Raw genomic sequence first — 22752 nt, forward strand, 5'->3', positions numbered from 1 at the left:
TTGTCATTAGCCATACTTTATTTAAAAATAACAACAAGTTTATGTATAATTCTAGTTGACATAAATGAATAACTATGGATTAGGCAAAAAAACACAAAGATAGTTCATAATTTCATCAGGCAAAATACCTATAATTAAAGATTGCAAATTTCGCTGAATACGTTAAGCACTCTGTGGCTTATATCTTTATCAAGATAGTAAAATGATGTAAATTTATTTACACCACTAGGATAGATTACAAATGTTACACAAAAATAGTCTACGGAATCATTATGTTGAGCAAATTTTAACTAGACTTGAACAGTCTAAATCCGCTTTAATGGATGATTTTGCGATAAAAGAGCGGATAAACACTTGTTATATAGATAACTTATTAAATGAAAAGGATGTCATAGAAATCTATAATGCTTTTCCGGAAAAAGAACATTTATTGCAGTTAAAAGATATTCGAGAGCATAAATACGTAGGCATACAATTAAATAAATACAACCCAATTTTAGAAGAAATTATTTATGCTTTTCAAGATAACAGAGTTGTAAATTTAATTGCAGAGATCACTGGCTTTGAAAAATTAATTCCAGATGAATACCTCTATGCTGCCGGCTTTAGTCTGATGGAATATGGGTGCTTCTTAAATCCTCATTTGGATAATTCCCATGATAAAGATATTAATAATTATCGTGTTTTAAATCTGCTGTATTATGTTACACCCGATTGGCAGGAAGACTATGGTGGGAATCTAGAACTGTGGGATGAAGGTTTAAAACAGCCTTGTAGAACTATCCACAGCAAATTTAATCGCCTAGTGATTATGGTTACAAATAGAACTTCCTTGCACTCAGTTAGCCCTATTAATCATCATGGTCGGCGGTGTTGTGTATCAAACTACTACTTTTCACCAAAACCTGCTGCAACAGAAAAATATTATCACGTAACTTCCTTCCGAGGCCGCCCAGAACAACAACTAAGAGATATAGTGTTGCGAGGAGATGCTAGTTTACGTAATCTAGTACGTAAGCTCTTTAAGCATGGAATTAAAAAGCCTCATTTTTACAGAAAGTAGAGTATTAGAGGCTATTTAGTTGATTAATAACTGTTTAAATTACTTTTCTGTCCGTTAGCAACTATCCCTAAAACATTCATGGGAGCAAATTTGAGGTCAGCTATAGCTCTCTCAAATACAGAACGTTCTGTTTGATCAATCTTCACTACCATCAAAATCCCATCGGTTTGGGGTGCTATCAAGTTAACATCAGCGAGTCCAACTAAAGGAGGAGTATCATAAATCACTAAATCATATGTATTATGAAAATCTGTCATCAACCGCTTGATTTTTTCTGATGAGAGCAATTTGGCGGAATCAGGTGGTACGGGCCCAGACGTAACAACAGATAGTGCGTTCATGGTAGGTAGTTGTCTCACTACTTCTTCTACTGGCAAATTTGAAGTAAGTAAACTACTCAATCCCCATAGGTTATTAAGATTTGATAGGGTGTGAATCTTGGGTTGGCGAAGATCCGCATCTACGAGTAATACTCTTTGCCCCATAGCTGTAGCTACTTGAGCTAGATAAAAAGCCATTGTTGATTTACCGTCACCTGGCATAGCTGAACTTACGGTAATAGAGCGGAGTTGGCGATCGCAATTGAGTAATTGAATATTTGTATAAAGCACTCGTAAGGCGTCTAAAAATTTTGTGGAATAATTGCTATAGTCTTGTGCTGCTAGAGTGCTTACTCCGCTAACAGTTTCAGGAAGTGAATCTGAGATTTTAATGATGGGGCTTTGTGGTTTGATGGTTTGAGCTTGACTACTTTGCAGTTCTTTTTCAAAGGGAATACTTCCCAATAAAGGAATTTTTACCTTCTCCTTGATGCTACGGGCATTATGGTAAGTATGGTCGAGTTTCTCCATGAGCAAAGCAGCACCGATACCCAAGAATATGCTGACAGCAAACCCCTGGATGACATCACGTATAATACCGGAAGAAACCACAGGAATTGTTGGCAGATCAGGTTCTTTAATCAACTGCCAACCCATTTCTGTCTGAGAAATTTGAATTTGCAAATTTTCGCGGGTAGATAAAAAGCGATTTAAACTGTCAGTTGCAAGTTGTAATGTGCGCTGTAGTTCGGTATATTTTCGTGATAAGATTGGCAATTGCTGGCGTTCTTGCTCTAGGATTTGTTGGCTCTTTTCTAGTGCTTGTTGATTAACCTCTAGAGACTTGAGAGCAGATGCTGCTTCTGCTCGCTTGGTTCGTATATATCGCTCCGATTCTTGCTGTATTATTGGTACTAGCTTTTCCTGCTTCTCTTTTAATGTAATGAGATTGGGATTTTCGTCTTGTAAAAGCACTGATGTAGTAGCAATTTGAATATCTAATTGGCGCAACTCACTATTTAATGCCTGATATACGGGATAACTATCCAGCACTGCTTTCTTACCTTCTTCACTTTGTAAAAAAGCAGAATTGGCACGAGCCTGCTCTAGCTGTAGTTGCAGTGCTTGCTTTTGTTGCGCTAAATCAGCAGTCTGTCGAGCAATTTGCTCGGCACGGGATTCTGGGGTGTCAAATTTATATTTTTGTTGAAAAATCTGCAATTCTCGCTGAATTTGCTCTACTCGATTTCTCAAAGATGGTAGTTCTTTGTCAAGAAATTGTATTCCTTGACGTAGTCTAGTTTGCCTTTTCTCCTGGCTGTATTCTAAATACTCTTGAGCAATTTTTTCTAATACTGCTTTCGATTCCAGTGCCTCTTTACTTCGATAACTAACTTGGAGAATCTTCGTTTCACCTATGCGAACAATACTAAGAGACTGGATCAGATCCTTATAGTTAATGTCTGGATAATCCTTTACCAGTTGATTAATGCTGTTAGCAATTAGTTGAGGACTCTTGAGGACTAGAATTTGACTATCATAATCTAAAGTAGATTTATTAGATTGGCTAGATGGGGTAGTTTCTTTAACAATATCAACTACTTTGGTATCATCAGTAACAGGTTCAACAAGCATTTGAAAACTGCTTTCATATTGTGGCGGTTTAGGATTTAATATCAAGTTAATAACTACACCTATCATCACAGTTGTAGCTATGCCTACAATGACTACCATTCTGCGCTGTAAAAGAATCAAAAATTCTTGATAGTCCCATTCCTCCCCTTGCTCTTCATTGACAGGAACGGGTAGATTTTGAAAAAAGGGCTGTGCAGAGTTGTTACTATGGTTAGAATTTGCCGCTTTGTAAGACTGATTATCCATATATTATATTGAGAAATAAATTTTGAGGTGTCTATATAATCTTCAATTTTAACTAATAGTATCCACTGAGTCTGTCGGTAAGAATAAAAGCAGGACTTCTAAAGTCTGTAGCTAAATATACAATATCGCAAAAACTACATTACTTTCAAGATGTGCAAACAAACCATAAAGTATATTTATGATTTTTTACACTATGCTCATTTTTAAAAAGCGCAAATATTTTTCTAGATTGTTGATAATAATCATACCTTCATTTTAAGTATACAAGTATAGTTTTTTCAAGAAACACAGGGCGCAGGGGACAAGGAAGAGAGAAGAAGAGTGTTTCATATTTCTTGATATGTTGCTAGTGGCTAGTCTCGGTAGTTGGAAGCTGAAATCTTGTTGCAGACGATTAAAATTGCGGTGACAAGACCTAAAACTGCCTCCACAGGGGCAGAAAATTGCAATTTTCTCTAGTTTTCTCAAGCTGATTTTGGTTATGTGTGGATTGTATAGTTATGACTTATGATTTTTTGGGCTTGGTGCTGAAATCATTGCTGGCTAGGATTCCCGCATAGGTATTTAATTTTAAAATTAATAGATAAAACTATCTATGCGCGGAAAATACTAGACTTTTTTGTAAAGACTTGATTGAGAGATATTGTATAAAAATGAATTTTCAATAAAGAATACTTGTCTAATAGAAAACATGATATGCTTGTTCTTGTCAAAAAAGTATCACCGTAAAAACGCTTATGTATTATCAAGTTGTACAAATAGTAAACATAAAATAAAAGTAAAAAATGATCAGATCAAGAAAGAAAAATACTTAGAATCATCATTCTAAACTAGAAATTTAGCGAGTTAGCTGTCGGAGAGTAGACATTAATCGCTGCTTGATTTGAGTAGTTAAATACCGAAAACATCAAGTTTTGAGCCTTTTCTACTGCTTACTCTGATTGGATAGATAGTTACCAAAGTAGTGTGTGTCTATTTTTGGAACTAGTACCGTTATTTGAGATTTCCCTACTGTGTTCCCTTGTTTTAGAAAAATATGTGAAGACTAAATTAACTACAGATTTAGTCAGTTACATCACATAGAAGTATTTGCATGTAATAAAGTATAATTTTATTCATGTAAATCAATAAATGGCTTGAGTAGTTCGGTGGTATCGTCAACAAAATTTACAGTTCTAGGATACATCGATGAAGCTCAACGAATGGATTAACCAACAGTTATCGCAATCCATTTCTATTCCTTTAGAATATACATCTGAGCATTCTTTAAAAGCTCAAAAGCCCATTAATTTATCTGTAGTTACCCAATTTTTTCCCCCAGACTATGCTGCTACGGGGCAATTGATTGAGGAACTCGTGAAAAACTTGGGACAGCAAGGTGTCAATGTCGAGGTTTTTACAAGTCAGCCTGGGTATGCTTTTAGTTCTCAGTCCGCTCCATGTTTTGAGCGTGTGGAGAGGATTAAAATTCAACGATCGCGCACTGCTCAACTTTGGCCAGGCAGAATTCGTGGTAAAGCTGTTAATGGTGTCTTGTATACCTTACGGGCTTTACTGTATCTGTTAAGAGCCTGGCGGCGTAACAATATATTATTGGTAACTACAGCCCCACCATTTCTGCCATTTATAGGATACTTAGCCAATCTCTTATTCAAATTGCCCTATGTCTGCATAATATATGATCTCTATCCTGATATTGCGATCGCACTAGGAGTTGTTTCCAAGCGTAACTGGGTAGTGCGACTTTGGCAGGCAATGAATAAACGAGTCTGGTTAAATGCCAAAGGGATTGTTGTTCTTAGCCCTGCGATGAAACAGAGGGTTGTAGCGAACTGTCCCCAAGTAGATCATAAAATTTCTGTAATTCACAGTTGGGCTAACCCGGATTTAATTGTACCGATAGCCAAGCAAGAAAACTGGTTTGCTTGGAAGTATAACTTAGTTAATAAATTTACGGTGCTTTACTCTGGCAATATGGGTCGATGTCATGACATTGATACCATCTTGAAAGCTGCTATAGAACTGCAACATGAACCAGTGCAATTTATGTGTATTGGTGGCGGGGCAAAACGTGAAGAATTAATTCAGGAAGTAAATCAACTAGGGCTAAAAAATTTCACATTTTTACCATATCAAGACAAGGATGTTTTGCCGTATTCTCTCACGGCTTGTGATTTATCTTTAGTGAGTATTGACCCATCCAGTGAAAGTTTAGTTGTACCTAGTAAGCTTTACTCAGCATTAGCTGCCGGAAGACCAATAGGAGTGATTTGTTCTCCCTATTCATATATGAGGCAATTAATTACCGAAGCTGACTGTGGTGCAACATTCGATAATGGTGATGGTCATGGGCTGGCGCAATTTATTCGCTTGCTCAATCGTGACCAACAGTTAGGGGAGCGCATGGGTAAAGCAGGTCGTCAGTATATGCGATCGCACTTTACACCGAAAGTTATTTCTCAGCAATACCTGAAGGTTTTGCGTCAGGCATTGTTTGCTGATGAGATTACACCCGTTCCTCAAATTAATAGCAAGTAAGCTGATGAAAATCTAGTGATTACATAATTTTCATCTATACTTCAAAGAAGTTCATGTATAGAACTTACCCATTCATGGTATAATTTATTAAGGAGAAATACAGGTAACAAGACAAACTTAAGAGATTAAAAATCACCTTTTAATTTTGTTACCCTGTTTATCTAAATCCTTGCTCTGAAAAAGCTTGTATGTAAATCAAGTAACAACTTAGTAAGGAAAAAATCCAATACTTTCTCTAAATACAGGGTGCTAGTTTTTAGGAGTTGGGCTTTGATGGTCTTTTTGATCTCAGTCCCTCCAAACGTAACCTTCCCGGTTCAAATTGTTTATTTATATTGGGAGGTCGAATTGCAGAGAAGGTGTGACCGAAATCGAAAACGTTCCAAAAAGCGGGCTATCTACTGCCCTGTTCATGGGTGCTATGTTGATAGCGTGAGTCAAAAATATAAAATGTTTGCTGACCAAGCTGGTCAGTTACAGCAACGGGGTTTTAGTAAGCGAGCCGCATCGCTGTTAATAGCCAATAAAACAGCCGTTCCCATACAGGGAGAATGGTTAGAGGCTTTCTGGTGCGAAGAGTGCCAGCAAAAAAACTGGTATCATGTTCGGCAATGTAGCGATCGCACCTACGAGATTTCTTTAGCACCTAGGGAGTTATGGCAGCAAGTAACTGGGGTGATTGATCCTTATGGTAATCCTTCTGTGGGAGAGTTTACCCGTAGAAATTCTAGACAAGTTAGCTGTCAAACTCTCAATGCTTTTCAGAGTGTAAGTTAAGTGTGAGATAAATTTTATATTTATCTTCAATTAGTAACTATATAAGTATGAATAGTCAAAAAAGTATTGCCAAGCAAGAGTTATTGATTGAAGCTGGACGTACAGAGCAGCAGTATTGGCAGGACTTGTGGCGTTACCGAGAGCTATTCTATTTTCTGGCTTGGCGTGACATTTTAGTTAGATATAAGCAAACATCAATTGGTATCGCTTGGGCATTAATTCGTCCATTTCTCACGATGTTAGTGTTTACAATCGTGTTTGGGCAATTAGCAAAGTTACCTTCCCAGGGTGCGCCTTATCCAATTTTGGTATTTTCAGCTATGCTCCCCTGGCAATTCTTCGCCAATTCCCTCTCAGAGTGTAGCAACAGCTTAATCAGCAATGCCAATTTAATTTCAAAGGTGTATTTCCCTCGCCTAGTAGTACCCACAAGTGCAGTAGTAGTCAGCTTTGTGGACTTTATGATTTCTGGCATGATCCTACTGGCTCTCATGGCTTGGTATAACTTTGTACCAAGTTGGCGAATTGTGACACTACCATTCTTTATTGCTGTTGCCTTTGCTGCTTCAATGGGTGCTGGTTTATGGCTAGCTTCTTTAAATGTGCAGTATCGTGATTTTCGGTATATTGTCCCCTTTATTGTGCAGTTTGGTTTATATATTTCACCCGTTGGCTTTAGCAGCAGCGTTGTGCCAGAACAATGGCGACTTATCTACTCATTAAACCCAATAGTTGGGGTGATAGATGGTTTCCGGTGGGCAATTTTGGGTGGTGAATCACACATATATTTACCAGGTTTTATCCTGTCTTTAGCATTAGTATTTTGGCTCTTTATTAGTGGTATTTGGTATTTCCGCAAGATGGAACGGAAGTTTGCCGATGTAATTTAGGAGGGCTGATAGTTGTAAAACCTCATTTTTACTTAGTAACCCCCTCATATTTCAGCCAGAGATATATATCTTAATCAAAATCACAGGAGTTAATCAAATGAAGGATATTGGTGCAACAATTTGGTTTACAGGCCTAAGTGGTGCAGGTAAAACCACAATTAGCTCTGAAGTAGCACAACGTCTGCGTACTCGTGGACTAAAAGTTGAAGTGTTAGATGGAGATATAGTCCGTCAAAATCTAACTAGAGATTTAGGTTTTAGTAGGGCAGATAGAGATGAAAATATTAGACGCATTGGTTTTGTAGCCCAGCTATTAACCCGTAACGGAGTAGTAGTGCTAGTTTCTGCAATATCACCATATCAGGATGTGCGCCAGGAGGTACGCCAAAAAATAGGTAGTAACTTTATTGAAGTCTATGTTAATGCACCTTTGTCTACTTGTGAAGAGCGTGATGTAAAAGGCTTGTATAAACGAGCGCGTCAAGGGGAAATTAAATTTTTCACAGGAATTGATGATCCTTATGAACCTCCTTTAAAACCAGAAGTTGAATGTTTCACTAACAAAGAATCTCTTGAACAAAGTGTAGCAAAAGTCATAGACCAGTTTGAAGTATTGTGTAATAGTGCAGTGATGTCTTCTGCTTGTTTGTAAGCAACTATAGATTATTTTTCCTCCTGAGAGAAACATTAACCTAGACTAATTAGTTAATGTTTCTCTAGCAAAATACCTGCTTATTAACTTATGTCTGATACTGTTATTCGTATTGAAAACTTAGGCAAAAAATATATTATTGGGCATCAGCAGCAAGAAAGCTATACTGCCTTAAGAGACGTAATTGCTAATAAATTCAAGTCTATTGGAAGTTTAATTAATCCCAAAGCCAAAGTTGAGAATCCTCATGGTGAAGAATTTTGGGCGATTAAAGATGTCTCATTCGAGATTAAGCAAGGTGATAGGGTAGGAATTATTGGACATAATGGTGCTGGTAAATCAACGCTATTGAAAATTTTAAGTAGGATTACTGAACCTACTACAGGACAGATCAAAATTAAGGGAAGAGTTGCAAGTTTATTGGAAGTAGGTACTGGTTTTCACCCAGAGTTAACAGGAAGAGAAAATATATATCTTAATGGTGCAATTCTGGGGATGAGTAAATTTGAAATTAAACGCAAGTTTGATGAAATTGTGGCGTTTGCTGAGTTAGAAAAGTTCTTAGATACCCCTGTAAAGCGATACTCTTCCGGTATGTATGTGCGTTTAGCCTTTGCAGTTGCTGCTCATTTAGAACCGGATATTTTGGTAGTAGATGAAGTCCTTGCTGTTGGCGATATCAAATTTCAGAAGAAATGTTTGGGAAAGATGGAGGATGTTGGACAAGAAGGCCGGACTATTTTATTTGTGAGTCATAACTTGGGAATTTTGCAAACTTTATGTGATAAGGGAATCCTTTTAAAAAAAGGAAAAGTAATTGCAGATGGTACGACTTCAGAGACAGTTAGTCTTTATTTACAAGAATTAGAAAATTCTGCCTCCAATAATTTACTAGAAAGAACTGATCGCAGAGGTAAAGGCAAAACGCGCCTTTCCAGAGTTGATGTATTTTCAGGAGAGGATTGCTCAACTACCTTAGCGACAGGTTGCCCTGCTCGTTTTGTTTTTTATGTCACAAATGAACAGCCTCAAATGTCTTGTTCTTTTACGATATATGATCAGTATGGTCAACCTGTGACCAACTTTAATAGTAGAAAACACATGAGTGAAGATGAAAATTATTCATCAAATCCAGAAAAAATTATTTGTGACATTGATGAACTACTGTTAGTTCCTGGACGCTATAGAATAAATGTGGCAATTACAAGCGAAGGGGAGTTACAAGATCACTTAGAAGCAGCAGCAATTTTAGAAGTCGAACAAGGATATATAAGAGGATATCCAGTAATTGCTGATGGAAAATATGGTAGTGTTTGTATCCCACATCGGTGGTTTTAGGATGCTTATTTTTGTCGACGTTTGATAAGGGAAATTTTAAATTTATCAATTTCTCCTTTCTTGAATTTAAACTACTCCCAAAGTTATAGAATAAATAAAATATTCGTTTTATGAAAAAAATTACTATATTAGACACATCCATTTGTGGCACAAATCTTGGTGATCAAATTATTATGGATGCAGTAAATAAAATATTAAATGAAATATTTAATGGTGATTTCTTTATAAGATTACAAACACACGATGTTATCAACAAACTTTCTTATAATTATATTCAACAAAGTGAATATGTTATGGTTGGAGGGACAAATCTTTTGTCATCTAACATGAACTCTTACAATCAATGGAAAATAAGCCTGTGGGATTCCCTTTTTATTAAGGATATAATTTTAATGGGTGTAGGTTGGTGGAGATATCAGCCAAAACCTAATTTATATACGAAAATTCTCTACAATAAAGTACTCAACAAAGATTTTTTCCATTCCGTCAGAGATAGCTATACTGAAAAGCAGTTAAAATCAATTGGAATTGATAATGTCATAAATACTTCTTGTCCCACAATGTGGTCTTTAACTGAAGAACATTGTTCTAATATTCCATCTAAAAAATCTAGTTTTGTATTATTAACTTTTACTAAATACAGGCAATGTCCAGAATATGATTTTCAAATAATTAATTTATTAAAAGATGAATATAAAAAGGTTTTCTTTTGGATACAACAACCTGAAGACTTTAAATATATGAAAGATATGTGTGGTGAAGATGAGCAGATAGTTTATATAAAACCAACTTTGAAAGCACTAGATAAACTGTTGCTGGAATGTGACGTTGACTATATAGGTACTAGATTACACGCTGGTATTAGAGCATTGCAGGCCAAAAGAAGAACTTTAATTATTTCTGTAGATAACAGAGCAACGGAGATTGCTAAAGACACTAATTTACCAACTGTGTCTAGAGAGAATATAGAAGCCATCGCTAATTGGATAAACTCAAATCAAAAAACAGTTATTAAAATTCCTATTGGCAATATCAGTGAATGGAAAAATCAATTCATTCCCAGAATATAATAATTTGGAGACTGCGGAATTCAGTTATTTGTACTTATGATACAAATTAATCATTAATACACTCAATTATTAGTCTTCAAGCTAAAAACTAATGGATAACAAAATTATTAATAACACATACTGCATAATCTTTATTAAAAAATGAATATCTACTGTACTAAAGTAACTGTAGTTACAGTTACTAGAAATGCTGAAAAAGTAATAGAAAAAACCATAAACAGTATTATTAAGCAAGACTACCCTAATATAGAATACATAGTTATTGATGGAGATTCGCAAGATAATACTAAAGTAATTATTCAAAAATATATTCAACACATAAGCGAATATATCAGTGAACCTGATCAGGGCATTTACGATGCTATGAATAAAGCTGCACAGATGGCTTCAGGCGATTGGATTTTGTACATGAATGCAGGCGATTGTTTTTATGCTCCTAATTCCCTTAGCAGTTTAGCTGATGCTTTAAATAGCGATACTGATGTAGTTTTGGCAGGTGTTGAAGAAGTTTTAGTAGATAATTTAGAAACACGATATTTTCAAAGAATGCCTCAGCCAGTTGAGGAAATTTGGCGTTATATGCCAACCTCTCATCAAGCTACTATAGTTAGGTTATCGTGTCAAAAGGAATATGGTTTTGACACAAGTTATACCTGGTGTGCAGATCATGATCTACTGGCGCGGTTGTATCGAGATGGCAAGAAATTTTTCAGCCAAAATATTCTTTTTTGTGTGTTTGATTGTAGCAGTGGTAGTTCTAGAGAACTGATGCTTTATATTCATGAACGCTGGAGACTCAGTAAAGGGTTAGTCCCGTTCTATCACCGCTTAATTCAATATGGTAGTGAATGGATAAGCTACAAGATTTTTGGGAAACTGGTTGTAATTATTAAGTCATTTTTACCTAAATCAACAATCTTGCAATTAAGAAGATTGCGGGGTACTTCTGGTATCAAAGCCAGTTAACTTAGATTATTCAGTTTAATTAAGATAATTATGAGATTTAATAAAGTATTTGGAATTGGGTTACCAAGAACAGGAACAACTTCCCTAGATGTTGCTTTAAATGAACTAAAAATCCCATCTATTCATTTTCCGTTCAGTTTTTATGAAAATGATGATTACTCAATCCTTAGCAAATACACTTGTTTCGTAGATACGCCTATCCCTATGCTTTACCAAAAGTTAGATAGGTTATGCCCTGGTTCTGGATTTATTTTAACTACAAGGCCCGTAGAGGGGTGGTTAAAAAGCATGGAATGGTTACTCAGTGAAGGAAGTTCTATCTGGGAATGGAAATCTAGTTATGATGCTTTTAATCAAGAATTCTTTGGCTCAAGCAATTTCGATGTAGAACTTTATCGAGCTTGTTACTATAACTTCCATTCAGAGGTTTTTGATTATTTTCGAGATAGAGACGACCTACTAGTGCTTGATTTGAGTTTAGGTTATGCCTATGAGGAAATTTGCCAATTTTTAGATGTACCAATTTTGCAAACAGAATATCCTCGTGGTAATGAATCTCGTCAGGCTAGATGGTTGCAAAAACTAGCTTATAGGAGTGGTAAGCACAACAAATTTATGGAGAAGTTTATTCGTCGTTGCGATTATTATGTCCAACGTACTCAAGATAAATTGAGATTAAGTTAGATTGATATTCTAAAGTTAACAGCGGTTTCTACAGTGAACAATAAAATATCTATATTTTTCTCTGCTGATGAGAATTATGCTCGCTACTGTGCAGTAACAATACTTTCAATTTTAAAAAACTCATCAAGTCCTGAAAATTTAGAATTTTATATTCTTTCACCTGATATTTCTCAGCAAAACACTCAAAAAATTCAACAAATTTGTACTCAATTTGATGCCAAAGTATCAATTATACCTATTGATCTTAGTTTATTTAACTCTTTGCCCATTGTTCAAGAACATCTTAATTTGAATGTATATTCACGACTCTGTGGTGCGGACATATTGAGACAATGCGATCGGATTATCTATTTAGATTGTGACCTTATTGTTTTAGGGGATATTGTTGAGTTATTTAACACGGAATTAGAAAAAAAACCAATAGCTGCTACCCCTCATGTCCAGTTTCCTTATCAGGATATTTTTAGACAAAATTTTGATGTTGAGGGTGAAGATATTTACTTCAATGGTGGTGTAATATTGATAGATTCTATCCATTGGCGTAAGAACCGATATGGTGAATTAACTCTTACATGGGCAACTAAAAACGCCAATAAGCTTCACTACAACGATCAAGATGCTTTAAATGTTGTGTTTTGGAAAAATTATTGTCATTTACCGGGTGTTTGGAATGTAGAAGCACGGCTTTATAAAGAGAAATTGCTAGGCTTGCCTCAAAATGAAGAGATAACCAAGCGAATGCAAAATCCTAAAATTATTCACTACACAGGAGCAGATAAACCCTGGGCATCTAAAAAGTATGTCCCCATGCGCCATCTTTATACTTATTACAGTAAGCAACTATCTCAAAGTTTTTCTTGGTATCCATCTAAACACGAACCCAAGCAATGTACGATTTCCTCTCTCCTAAACTTTGCATGGTCATGTTTATACTTTCGTACAAGCTACAACATTAATAAAATTTTTTATAATCAGAATTTATAAAAATTTTAATTGAAATTAATCTGCATTAGGTAACGTCTCAAAGATAAAATTTCATAAAATTACTATGAACCAATTATTATTTGTTGGAGTAAATATGAACAGATTTACAAATTATTTACGAAGAAATGGCATCAATAAGCAGAATGTACATAAATTAATATCCAGAATAACTGATCCAAAACTTTATTGGTCATTAAAGAACGACATTTATATAGTCTACACAATGGGCAAAGTAGGCTCAAGCACAATTAATGCAACACTTGAAAGAGAGTTGAAAGTTGCCAATATTTTCCATGCTCATTATTTATCTCGTGAATGGCTAGAGGCAACAGAACCTGAAGTAGGTAAAAATCATCCCTGTATCAAACTAGCAAAACAAATACAAGAATTAAAATCTATTCCTGGTAAACGCTTTAAAATTATCAGCATAGTTCGTGATCCAATTGCAAAAAAAGTTTCTGGATTTTTTCAAAATCCTCATCTTTATGGTTTAACAGAGCAAGATTTATTAACAATTAGTCCGAATGATGCTTGTGAGTTAATAATTAAAAATCGCATGAATTTTTATGATGCAGTTGAATGGTTTGATCATGAATTTTTGAAATTTACAGGAATTGATATTTATACAGAATCCTTCGACTATCCAGCAAAAAGACAAATTATATCTAGAGATGATTTGGATGTACTTGTTCTAAGAATTGAAGATTTCAAAGATCAGCATAAAATTTTAGTAAATCTACAAGATTTTATTGAATTACCAATACAAAAGATGACTAACGCAAATGTTACACATAAAAAACCATCAGCCCAGCTTAATAAGCTAGTGGTTGACATGATTAATTTTCCTAATGATTTTGTAAATCATATTTATGATTCCAAATATTGTAAGCATTTTTATACTGAAGAAGAAATTTTTCAATTTAAACTGAAATGGACTAACACCAACAATGGCTAATTCAGAAAATATTGGCGTTTATTTTTCTGCCAATGATGTAGTATACGATTGGACAATCGCCTTTCTCAATAGTTACCGCACATTTAACCCTGAACTACGCCTGATTCTGATTCCGTTTGATGACCAGTGCGATCGCCTACTAAAATTGAGCGATACTTACAAATTTGAAGTATATACTGATTCATCATTTTCTCGTTTAGAGGCGATCGGTAAAGCATTTGAGTTAGGCTACACACCTACGGGACCTTATTGGTTTCGCCGCTATGCCTCCTTTTGGGGGACACTAGACTACTTCATGTACTTAGATGTCCGTCAGGTAGTATTAGCCAATCTTCAACCGTTTATCGAAGCAGTCAGAAACCTAGAATTTGATTTTCTGCATTACGACTGTGCTGTTGATCAAGTTTACGAGCAGGGAGCATTTCGTCAAGAACTGTTGAGACAAGGACGTGGGCGTGGCTTCAACTCCGGCCGATGGGCTGCCCGTAAAGAACTGTTTTCAATTGATGAGTTTGAGCAACTCGCACAGGATGCACTAAAAATAAGAGATCAGCTTAATCCCCGCAATACCGATCAAGCTTTTATCAATTACTGCTGCGATATCAAGCAAGTTCGTTATGGGCATCTTGCTGAAGTAATTGGGGGTATCTGTCAAAACGCTTGGGCAAGACAACCAGGAGAAATTTACTGGCAGGAGGGAAAATATTATCTGTGGGACTATGGGGGATTAGATCATAAAAAGCAAGTAATCCTCTTACACTGGGCAGGTATATCATTTAACTCTATTATGCCCAGGCGATCGCTATTTAAAAAATATAGATTTTTGAAATCATCTTTGATATATAAAAATCTTTATAATACAAGACACAGACTATTGCCAGCAATTATTATTTTAAAGGAAGCTTTGCGTAGAAATAGAATCATTAATACATATTATCACCAAATTAAAAACCAGTTTCTTATGAAATAAATAAGGTTATTCCGGTAGTTTTATGGAGATAAAAATAGCTTTCCCAGAGTGGTTATGACAAATTAATAATAAAAACCTTTTAAAAACAAATTTCTAATTGAATGTCTTAATTTATATTGCTGTTAATTAAAAAAGCAAAAAACTATGCGAATTTCAAATAACTTTGAAATCATAAATCTTGAATGTTAATAAAATAACACTGAAAATAGTAAGAAATATGCTCAGATTCGGGTAAAATAATGAAAATACATATATTTGAAATAGTGAGGCACTCACATGGTTGAAGTAAAGTCAAAAATGGCATGGTTAGAACAAAATTCATTTACCCTTTCTTTAAAAAATCGATTCCTAAGATTACTTCACTTCATTGACTTTCTAGTTAGGAGAGATACTAAAGAAATCAGGATGGCTAATGAGTCTAGTAATCCTTTTGAAGATTGCCCAGATTGGTGGAAACTAGATAAAGTGAGTAATGCAGGTAAAGTGCTTAATGGTAAGCTAGTTATGCATAATGGAATTCGGGTTCTTCCTACAGCTTATCAGGGATATGCACATGGAAAGTTGATGCAACGTGCTTTGGGTATTCATGAACCTCAAGAGGAAAGATTGTTTAGGGATATAATTCTTAGCCTTCCAGCAAATTCTTCAATGATAGAGCTGGGCAGCTATTGGGCTTATTATTCTCTATGGTTTCAAAAAGTAATACCTCATGCTCGAACCATAATGGTAGAGCCAAAACTTTCGCATCTAAATTATGGAAGGTATCATTTTAAAATGAATTCTTTCAAAGGAGAATTTTTGCAAGCAGGTATTGGTAAAAATGAATATCAAGACGGTAATCTAAAGATAACTACTGTTGATCAAATCATGAAATCGTTCTCTTTAGAACGGGTCAGCATTTTGCACAGCGATATTCAAGGATATGAGCTAGAAATGCTTCAAGGAGCAGAAGAAACCTTGCAAAAAAAAGCTATCGATTTTTTATTCATATCAACACACTCTGATTCTCTGCATGAAGATTGCATCTCTTTACTGAAAGAGGCAGAGTATAAAATTATAGATCATTATCGTATCAGTGAATCTTGGAACCCTGATGGTCTTATAGTTGCACAAAGTTCAAAAACTTCTAGCATCAGTTTAATCCCTGCTTCCAAGAGGTAATACCATTTTGAACAATATTTGTAACAAATGAATCTGGTGTAAATAGTTACTGCGCTTTCAACCCAGATTTACGCCTGATTTTGATTCCATTGAATGATTCAGTGCGCTCGCCTGCTCAAATTGAGTGATACTTACAGATTTGAAGTATATACTGATTTATCCTTTTCTCCTTTAGAGGCAATTGTTATAAAAATTTATGAGAATTGCTGCCTATATTCACCCTATCCGTACCTACATTCCCTGTACAGGAGTAGGGCGACACATGAATAATATTCTACTGAGATTGGCACAACTCGACGGAATAGAGTTAGAGTTATTTTTCTCAAAACAGTGGTTGGGAAACGATGGTAAGCTTGACCCTCTTTGTCCACTACGTAACCTACCCCAGCGCACTTTCTCGACACCAGAAAATGCTACTGAACGAACATGGAAGCTTTTCGGGTATCCGCGTATGGATAAATATTTACCAGATCAAATAGACTGGCTCTACGCACCGATGGAAACTTACATTCCAGTATCAAAATGTCCGGTTGCTGTGACAATTCATGATGTACAAGCATTTGAAGTCAATTTACCTTGGTCACATACTTGGCAGCATCAGTTGTTTCGCTATAAGTGGGGACGTTGGGTGCGTCGTGCTTTGTCTGAATGTCGGATTGTGTTCACTGTCTCAGAGTTTTCTAAGCAGAGGATGGTGGAATTATTAGGAGGTGATCCACAAAAGATTGTGGTAGTTGGTAATGGTATTGATCAATCCTTTTTTGATATGGCCTCAACTAACCCAGCAAATTTAAAGCGTCCCGTGGAAGCACCATATACGCTTGTAATCGGTGGTTTGCGTCAGAAAAAAGGGGGTAACAATGTCCTTGCAGTCGCAGAAGCCTTGTTCAAGAGCCAAAGTAGTTTAAATATTGTTGTAGCTGGTGAATCGGAAGCAGATTACGTTGAAGCCGCTAAAACTTTACCCAATATCACTTTATTGGGTCTTGTTGGAGATGAGGATTTACCCCGATTGCTACGAGGAGCATCATCGCTTTTATTACTCTCTCTCTATGAAGGATTTGGTATTCCTGCACTCGAAGCAATGGCTGTAGGTATTCCCGCCATTGTTGCAAACAGAGCATCTCTCCCAGAAGTCGTTGGAGATGCTGGGATTATTGTTAATCCAGAAGAAACTGATGCCATAGTGGAAATACTGTTAAACTTTGCAGAAAATTCTCATCTAACAGCAGAGTACGCAGAACGAGGGCGCAAACGTGCAGCACAATATACTTGGCAACAGTGTACAGACCGGGTAATCACTGCTTTACAGAAATTTGCTTAACACCAAATTAATATTACAGAAAGGATTATGGTTCTTGCGTTGGTTTTATGGTAAAGCATTAAAAATTAAAATCGCAGTTTTATAGAAAGTCTTAAAAAGCTAAAAGCCACTCACAGCAAGAGATGCAGCCTATGATTAGGTTTGATTTTTTATGATGTTCCATAAAATGAACTGAAGAGCCAAGAATATTAACCCAGGTACTATGAATAAAATAGCAGTTGTTTCTCTTTGTAATGCTTACTCTAGTAAGCAAGACTGGTTTCCACTATGCGTTGGAACTTGGAAGTATTATTTAACAGAACTTGATAAATACTTTGTATCAGATGGAACGTTAAATTCAGAGCAAAAAGCCAAAATCGAACTTTTGAGCGGGGGAAAATTTATTAATACAGAGTTAGATGAATCAAAATTAACATCCGTTTTACAAAAGTATCCAGCTATTTCTAAACAGCGAGAATTGTGTGTTTTTTATAGGCGTATTGTTGACTATTCCATTTATTTTTACAACTATGATTATATTGTTAGTATTGATACGGATATAGGCATAACTGCTCCAATTAAATTACCATCTACATTACCTGATTTTGCCTTTTGTGTAGATGAAGTGCCAGGATATTCTGCTGATCCAATAGTTGCTTTTCAGACCAAAATATTGACTGGGCTTAATGCCGGATTTTTAATTTTTCGTCCTAAGAATATTGACTTAGATTTTATTGAAAATATAACCAAAAAATTTATTTTAAATAAAGGAAAAACCAATTGGTGGAGTGAACAAACTTGCTGGGCTTTAATCGCTGGACATCTTTGTGAGAATGTGAAAGTTTTTTCTCCAGATTCTGTTGCCATAGTAAGCGGCATTAGAAAAAGAACTTTAAATGATGTTAGAAATAACCAAACTCGGTATTTTACCAGAGCCAAGAAGATTGAGGACATAGAATATATTAAAGAAATTATTGGTAGTGCGAAAGTGATTCACTTTGCCGGACCTGGTAAACCCTGGATTAAACCCATTATGGGTAATGTTATTCATCCTGATTCATTTAATCAAAATAAAGAACCAGAGATATTAAAATTTGATTCATTACCTTCTGAAAATTTAATAGAAAAATTTAAGCTTTTTTTACGCCTCTTAATTCAACGTTACAGATAGCTATAGCATTCCCAATTTTAGTGCTGTACCTCTTCTTGAGTCCAGAGATTATATCTGGGAGGCTACAGGCTAGTTTTTAGAGGATAGGGTTTATCTGATTTAATTGGGAATAGCTATTATGAGAGACTAAAGCCATATAAACATGAGTATTAAAAAAATTGTATTCTGCTGGTCTGATATTTCTGGGTACATGGCAGCTTGCTGGCGAGAATTACAATCTTGTTCGGATATAGAGATATTTATCATCGCCTTCCAAGCTCGTACAGAAACAGCATTTTCTGACAAATTAATGCAGGGTATTCCCTGTAGGCTTTTGGATCTCCAAGAAAGGCAGGATAGCAATTTCATCAACCGCTTGGTGTTGGCAGAATCTCCAAATGTACTTGTACTGTGCGGTTGGTTACATAAACCGTATCGTCAGTTGGCATTTGCCCCGGAATTCAGTCAAACAGCCTTAGTCATGACGATGGATACTCCTTGGTGGGGTACGTGGAAACAGCACCTAGCTTCCTGGTTTTTACGCTCCTACTTGCAACGCATGGATAGTGTTGTCGTTGCTGGAGAACGTAGCTGGCAATATGCTTCACGATTAAGAATTAAACCAGCAAATATTGCTCGTGGAGTTTATGGTATTGACTATGATGCTTGGTCTTCACTTTGGGAAAAGCGTCTCCAGTCTGAATGGCCACGTTCATTTTTATTCGTTGGTCGCTATGTTCCCATAAAGGGAGTTGATGTGCTGGTAAAAGCTTACCAAATTTACAGATCCCAGATATCCAATCCTTGGACGTTAATATTTTGTGGACAAGGCCCATTAGAATCACAACTTCAAGGACAACCGGGAATTGATAATCGAGGATTTTTACAGCCGACAGAAATGCAACAGATATGGCAGTCAGCTGGGGCTTTTATATTACCGAGTAGATTTGACCCTTGGCCACTGGCATTAGTAGAAGCGGCGGCTGCTGGTTTACCTATCATCTGTACCGATGCCTGTGGTTCAGCCGTTGAGGTCATTCGTCCTTGGTATAATGGCTTAATTATTCCTCAAGGAGATACCCAAGCCTTGGCTAAGGCGATGTTAACTTTACATCAACAATATGCAGATTTATCCACATGGGGCAAGCGATCGCAACAGTTAGCTGCGCCCTATGCAGCCAATATTTGGGCAAAGCGTTGGCAAGAAGTGATACACAATGTAAATCAATTAAAAACAGTTAAGCAAAACACCAATAATTTGATTGCTGAACATCTATCATAAAATTTTAAAGCATGGACTCAGACTATATTCATAAACTTTTTAATTTCTTGTTTAGTCCTTACGGAATATTAAGTATTTTTATAGGTCTAATAGTTTTAGAAAAAGCTAGGCATTCAACTCGAATACGTTGGCTGTTATTCTCACTATGCTGTTATGCTGCTTCACTAGGGAAGTTTAAAGATAAATGGGTAGAGGAATCACCACCTCTAGTTTTTCCTTTGCAACAGATGCGTGATGTGGGTCGCCCTTTAACTATTCTTTTGCTAGCTGTGCTTTTGCTACTGGCATTACAGACGAAAAATGGATGGCGTCGAAATGTAATACCACAACCTCTTATTTATCTGGCATTAGTTCAGGTTGTTATTTTTTTCAAAATATTTTTTTATGGAAACATAATGTTTGCCCTTCAAGCTGCAATTACCTTTGGAGCAGTGATGTTAATGGTAAAGTTGGGGCCTTCTCGATGGTTGCAGAATGAAAACAATGTTCAGTTAGGCATCTGCTCTCTAGCAATGACAGGGGTAATATTTGTGACCATCTGCACCTACCAAGGGATATTTAATATGTATGCTATGACGTTTCATCATGGACGATTTCTGGGAACTACTGGTAACCCAATACATGCTTCAACTTTGTTATCAATTATTATCCCTTGTTTAATGTTTATGATTGAAATTCGCAGGCGTTGGGATTGGATGAAATTTTTTTGGATAGGTTTTCTCGTTGTTAACATCTACTTTTTATTTTTAACAGGTTCCCGCACTGGTATGCTCATGGGCATAACTTCAATTCTGCTATTTTATCGCAATAGAATAGGTATGTTTCTGCGCTTTTGTTTATTCATTAGTTTGATCTTAGGTATTGGATTTTCATTTGTAAGTCCAGACTTGTTAACTAATAATTATACTTTTTTATCTAATAGATACGTCTTAGGTGAGAACACAAGGGAAGGTGCTTGGCAAGGAATGTGGACTAATTTCCTTAATTATCCTTTCTTTGGTAGTCCTTTAATTGGGGAACGTTTAGGATTTGGTGAAAGTTCATGGTTAGCTATTGCCGCTACTACAGGATTGCTTGGATTGATACCTCTAACTATGATGGGATTAGAATGCTTAAAAATGATGCTTAAACTTCATCATCTAGGTACTACAAAACCTGTTTACTTTCTCCATACTAGTACAGTGATTTCCGGCTTGACGGCACTTTTAGTAGGAAGTTTTGGAGAGCCTTTTTTACTGGCAAACCTTACATTTCCTGTAATTGCATTAATGTTTTATTTATCATTAGGCAAATATTTACTAGACTTGAATTATCAAGAAAAGGTATATGGTTTTTCAGCTAATCTATATGGAATTAAATAATATCATCTAGATATAAATGATTTGCGTTTATAGCTAAAATGTATTTTAAGGTTTTAATATGTACTGTAAAATTGCAATGTTTTTCTATAAAGTAAAATATCCGCTCTGAAAAAAACATACGCCTATTGATACTTAATTACTGATTACTTGATTAATGAATGAAAATTCTCCACGTTATTCCTTCTGTAGCTAAAGTTCGTGGTGGTACTAGTCAGGCTGTTTTAGATATGGTTCAGGCATTGCGAATGAACAATGTCGATGCTGAGATTGCCACTACCAACGATAATGGTGATAGCTTACTTGATGTTTCATTAGAAAAATGCCTTGAGTACGCTCGTGTACCAGTGTGGTTTTTTAACCGTTTTTCACCCGATATAAAGGTAATCAAAGAATTTGCGTTTTCTCGAAAAATGACGAAATGGCTTTGGCAAAATGTTTCTGGGTATGACTTGTTACACATTCATGCTTTATTTTCATATCCATCTACTATTGCAATGCTGATTGCCCGGTGCAAAAATATCCCTTATATAGTTACTCCACATGGTTTACTATGTGAGTGGTCTTTACAACAAAGCACACGTAAAAAAAAGACTTATCTTAAATTTGTAGAACAAGCAAATCTTAACAAAAGCCAAGTGATTCACTTTACTTCCCAAAAAGAACAGCAAGAAGTGTCTTTACTGGGGTTACAGGCAGCTAATTTTGTATTACCCCTTGGGTTATCCTTCCCAAACCAAATTTCTGATGCTAGTTACCGTCTACGACAAAAGTTTAATATTCCAATAGACGAACCTGTAATTTTATTCTTATCTCGGTTGCATCATAAAAAAGGGTTAGATTATCTTATTCCTGCTCTTGCTAATCTGGCTCATCACCGCTTTACTTTCATCCTTGCAGGTAGTGGAACTCCTGATTATGAAGACGAGGTAGAATCTTTGCTGGTTTCTCATGGATTGCGCGATCGCACCCGGATTGTGGGCTTTGTTGAAGATGAAACTAAAGATATATTAATGCAAGGTTCAGATTTATTTGTTCTCACCTCTCACTCTGAAAATTTTGCGGTTTCAGTTTTGGAGTCATTAGCTGTAGGTGTTCCAGTTTTAGTTACTCCTGGTGTGGCTCTAGCTTCCGTTGTCAGAGAAAACGAACTAGGCTATGTTCCAGATATGAATGTATTAGCGATTACTAATGCTTTAGAAGATTATTTTAATAGTCCTCAGCTTGCTAAAAAAATGGGCGATCACGCACAAAAACTAATTTCTAATAATTATACATGGAATCATATTTCTAATCAGTTAATTGAAAAATATAACCAAATAATCAAACAAGATGAGTACCGGACAAAGTTGCATATTCCTTAACAGACGTATTGGTTTCCTTTTAATCCAAATAGTTATGTTAACCTGA

The 22752-nt window shown here is 35.9% G+C and carries 19 protein-coding genes; 18 read left to right on the forward strand and 1 reads right to left on the reverse strand.

Translation table 11 applies throughout. The features are described from left to right. The first annotated feature begins 241 nt into the window (after positions 1-241). Entirely contained in the window at positions 242-1063 is an 822-nt protein-coding gene (locus tag ACM0OR_RS13390; protein ID WP_414576657.1) for a 2OG-Fe(II) oxygenase, read from the forward strand. A gap of 23 nt (positions 1064-1086) precedes the next feature. Here ACM0OR_RS13390 and ACM0OR_RS13395 read toward each other — a convergent pair whose 3' ends face one another. Then, positions 1087-3264: a GumC family protein gene (locus ACM0OR_RS13395; protein WP_414576658.1), complete on the reverse strand. Its 2178-nt coding sequence runs from the start codon at positions 3262-3264 to the stop codon at positions 1087-1089. Positions 3265-4452: 1188 nt separating this feature from the next. Between ACM0OR_RS13395 and ACM0OR_RS13400 the strand changes: the two genes are divergently transcribed. The 17 genes from ACM0OR_RS13400 (at position 4453) to ACM0OR_RS13480 (ending at position 22706) form a co-directional block, all read left to right on the forward strand. Further along, complete coding sequence (locus tag ACM0OR_RS13400) at positions 4453-5802, forward strand: glycosyltransferase family 4 protein (protein ID WP_414576659.1); 1350 nt, start codon at positions 4453-4455, stop codon at positions 5800-5802. 348 nt (positions 5803-6150) lie between these two features. Continuing rightward, on the forward strand, positions 6151-6579 hold the full coding sequence (locus ACM0OR_RS13405; protein ID WP_414576660.1) for a hypothetical protein: 429 nt from the start codon (positions 6151-6153) through the stop codon (positions 6577-6579). A gap of 47 nt (positions 6580-6626) precedes the next feature. Next, positions 6627-7469 (forward strand): ABC transporter permease, encoded by an 843-nt coding sequence (locus ACM0OR_RS13410; protein ID WP_414576662.1) that lies wholly within the window; start codon positions 6627-6629, stop codon positions 7467-7469. Positions 7470-7566: 97 nt separating this feature from the next. After that, positions 7567-8121 (forward strand): adenylyl-sulfate kinase, encoded by a 555-nt coding sequence (cysC, locus tag ACM0OR_RS13415; protein ID WP_414576663.1) that lies wholly within the window; start codon positions 7567-7569, stop codon positions 8119-8121. 90 nt (positions 8122-8211) lie between these two features. Then, positions 8212-9459 (forward strand): ABC transporter ATP-binding protein, encoded by a 1248-nt coding sequence (locus ACM0OR_RS13420; protein WP_414576664.1) that lies wholly within the window; start codon positions 8212-8214, stop codon positions 9457-9459. A 110-nt stretch (positions 9460-9569) separates the two neighbouring features. Next, complete coding sequence (locus tag ACM0OR_RS13425) at positions 9570-10529, forward strand: polysaccharide pyruvyl transferase family protein (protein WP_414576666.1); 960 nt, start codon at positions 9570-9572, stop codon at positions 10527-10529. A 141-nt stretch (positions 10530-10670) separates the two neighbouring features. After that, entirely contained in the window at positions 10671-11495 is an 825-nt protein-coding gene (locus tag ACM0OR_RS13430) for a glycosyltransferase family 2 protein (protein ID WP_414576667.1), read from the forward strand. Positions 11496-11525: 30 nt separating this feature from the next. After that, a complete protein-coding gene (locus ACM0OR_RS13435) occupies positions 11526-12179 on the forward strand; it encodes a sulfotransferase (protein ID WP_414576669.1) in 654 nt (217 codons plus the stop codon). 33 nt (positions 12180-12212) lie between these two features. Next, positions 12213-13163 (forward strand): glycosyltransferase family 8 protein, encoded by a 951-nt coding sequence (locus ACM0OR_RS13440; RefSeq protein WP_414576670.1) that lies wholly within the window; start codon positions 12213-12215, stop codon positions 13161-13163. 64 nt (positions 13164-13227) lie between these two features. After that, entirely contained in the window at positions 13228-14118 is an 891-nt protein-coding gene (locus ACM0OR_RS13445; protein WP_414576672.1) for a putative capsular polysaccharide synthesis family protein, read from the forward strand. Further along, entirely contained in the window at positions 14111-15088 is a 978-nt protein-coding gene (locus ACM0OR_RS13450) for a hypothetical protein (protein WP_414576674.1), read from the forward strand. The genes ACM0OR_RS13445 and ACM0OR_RS13450 overlap by 8 nt, the downstream gene beginning before the upstream one ends. Positions 15089-15364: 276 nt before the next feature. Next, positions 15365-16249, forward strand: a complete 885-nt coding sequence (locus ACM0OR_RS13455; protein ID WP_414576675.1) for an FkbM family methyltransferase — start codon at positions 15365-15367, stop codon at positions 16247-16249. A gap of 196 nt (positions 16250-16445) precedes the next feature. Beyond that, positions 16446-17573 (forward strand): glycosyltransferase family 4 protein, encoded by a 1128-nt coding sequence (locus ACM0OR_RS13460; protein WP_414576677.1) that lies wholly within the window; start codon positions 16446-16448, stop codon positions 17571-17573. Between the two features lie 202 nt (positions 17574-17775). Next, positions 17776-18723 (forward strand): hypothetical protein, encoded by a 948-nt coding sequence (locus ACM0OR_RS13465; protein ID WP_414576679.1) that lies wholly within the window; start codon positions 17776-17778, stop codon positions 18721-18723. A 142-nt stretch (positions 18724-18865) separates the two neighbouring features. Beyond that, positions 18866-19984, forward strand: a complete 1119-nt coding sequence (locus ACM0OR_RS13470) for a glycosyltransferase family 4 protein (protein ID WP_414576681.1) — start codon at positions 18866-18868, stop codon at positions 19982-19984. A gap of 11 nt (positions 19985-19995) precedes the next feature. Next, positions 19996-21345, forward strand: coding sequence for an O-antigen ligase family protein (locus ACM0OR_RS13475; RefSeq protein WP_414576682.1), 1350 nt, complete (start codon positions 19996-19998; stop codon positions 21343-21345). A 158-nt stretch (positions 21346-21503) separates the two neighbouring features. Beyond that, positions 21504-22706, forward strand: a complete 1203-nt coding sequence (locus tag ACM0OR_RS13480; protein WP_414576684.1) for a glycosyltransferase — start codon at positions 21504-21506, stop codon at positions 22704-22706. The last annotated feature ends 46 nt before the right edge of the window (positions 22707-22752 follow it).

Origin of the sequence: Anabaena sp. CCY 9402-a, assembly GCF_963920945.1 — a bacterium.
Lineage (GTDB): Bacteria > Cyanobacteriota > Cyanobacteriia > Cyanobacteriales > Nostocaceae > Trichormus > Trichormus minutissimus.

Bases quoted from the DNA above. Each gene is read 5' to 3' on its own strand.
- ACM0OR_RS13460 (WP_414576677.1), top strand. From the start codon at position 16,446: ATGAGAATTGCTGCCTATATTCACCCTATCCGTACCTACATTCCCTGT.
- ACM0OR_RS13480 (WP_414576684.1), top strand. From the start codon at position 21,504: ATGAAAATTCTCCACGTTATTCCTTCTGTAGCTAAAGTTCGTGGTGGT.
- ACM0OR_RS13430 (WP_414576667.1), top strand. From the start codon at position 10,671: ATGAATATCTACTGTACTAAAGTAACTGTAGTTACAGTTACTAGAAAT.
- ACM0OR_RS13435 (WP_414576669.1), top strand. From the start codon at position 11,526: ATGAGATTTAATAAAGTATTTGGAATTGGGTTACCAAGAACAGGAACA.
- ACM0OR_RS13390 (WP_414576657.1), top strand. From the start codon at position 242: ATGTTACACAAAAATAGTCTACGGAATCATTATGTTGAGCAAATTTTA.
- ACM0OR_RS13400 (WP_414576659.1), top strand. From the start codon at position 4,453: ATGAAGCTCAACGAATGGATTAACCAACAGTTATCGCAATCCATTTCT.
- ACM0OR_RS13450 (WP_414576674.1), top strand. From the start codon at position 14,111: ATGGCTAATTCAGAAAATATTGGCGTTTATTTTTCTGCCAATGATGTA.
- ACM0OR_RS13420 (WP_414576664.1), top strand. From the start codon at position 8,212: ATGTCTGATACTGTTATTCGTATTGAAAACTTAGGCAAAAAATATATT.
- ACM0OR_RS13465 (WP_414576679.1), top strand. From the start codon at position 17,776: ATGAATAAAATAGCAGTTGTTTCTCTTTGTAATGCTTACTCTAGTAAG.
- ACM0OR_RS13395 (WP_414576658.1), bottom strand. From the start codon at position 3,264: ATGGATAATCAGTCTTACAAAGCGGCAAATTCTAACCATAGTAACAAC.
- ACM0OR_RS13445 (WP_414576672.1), top strand. From the start codon at position 13,228: ATGAACCAATTATTATTTGTTGGAGTAAATATGAACAGATTTACAAAT.
- ACM0OR_RS13470 (WP_414576681.1), top strand. From the start codon at position 18,866: ATGAGTATTAAAAAAATTGTATTCTGCTGGTCTGATATTTCTGGGTAC.
- ACM0OR_RS13425 (WP_414576666.1), top strand. From the start codon at position 9,570: ATGAAAAAAATTACTATATTAGACACATCCATTTGTGGCACAAATCTT.
- cysC (WP_414576663.1), top strand. From the start codon at position 7,567: ATGAAGGATATTGGTGCAACAATTTGGTTTACAGGCCTAAGTGGTGCA.
- ACM0OR_RS13455 (WP_414576675.1), top strand. From the start codon at position 15,365: ATGGTTGAAGTAAAGTCAAAAATGGCATGGTTAGAACAAAATTCATTT.
- ACM0OR_RS13410 (WP_414576662.1), top strand. From the start codon at position 6,627: ATGAATAGTCAAAAAAGTATTGCCAAGCAAGAGTTATTGATTGAAGCT.
- ACM0OR_RS13475 (WP_414576682.1), top strand. From the start codon at position 19,996: ATGGACTCAGACTATATTCATAAACTTTTTAATTTCTTGTTTAGTCCT.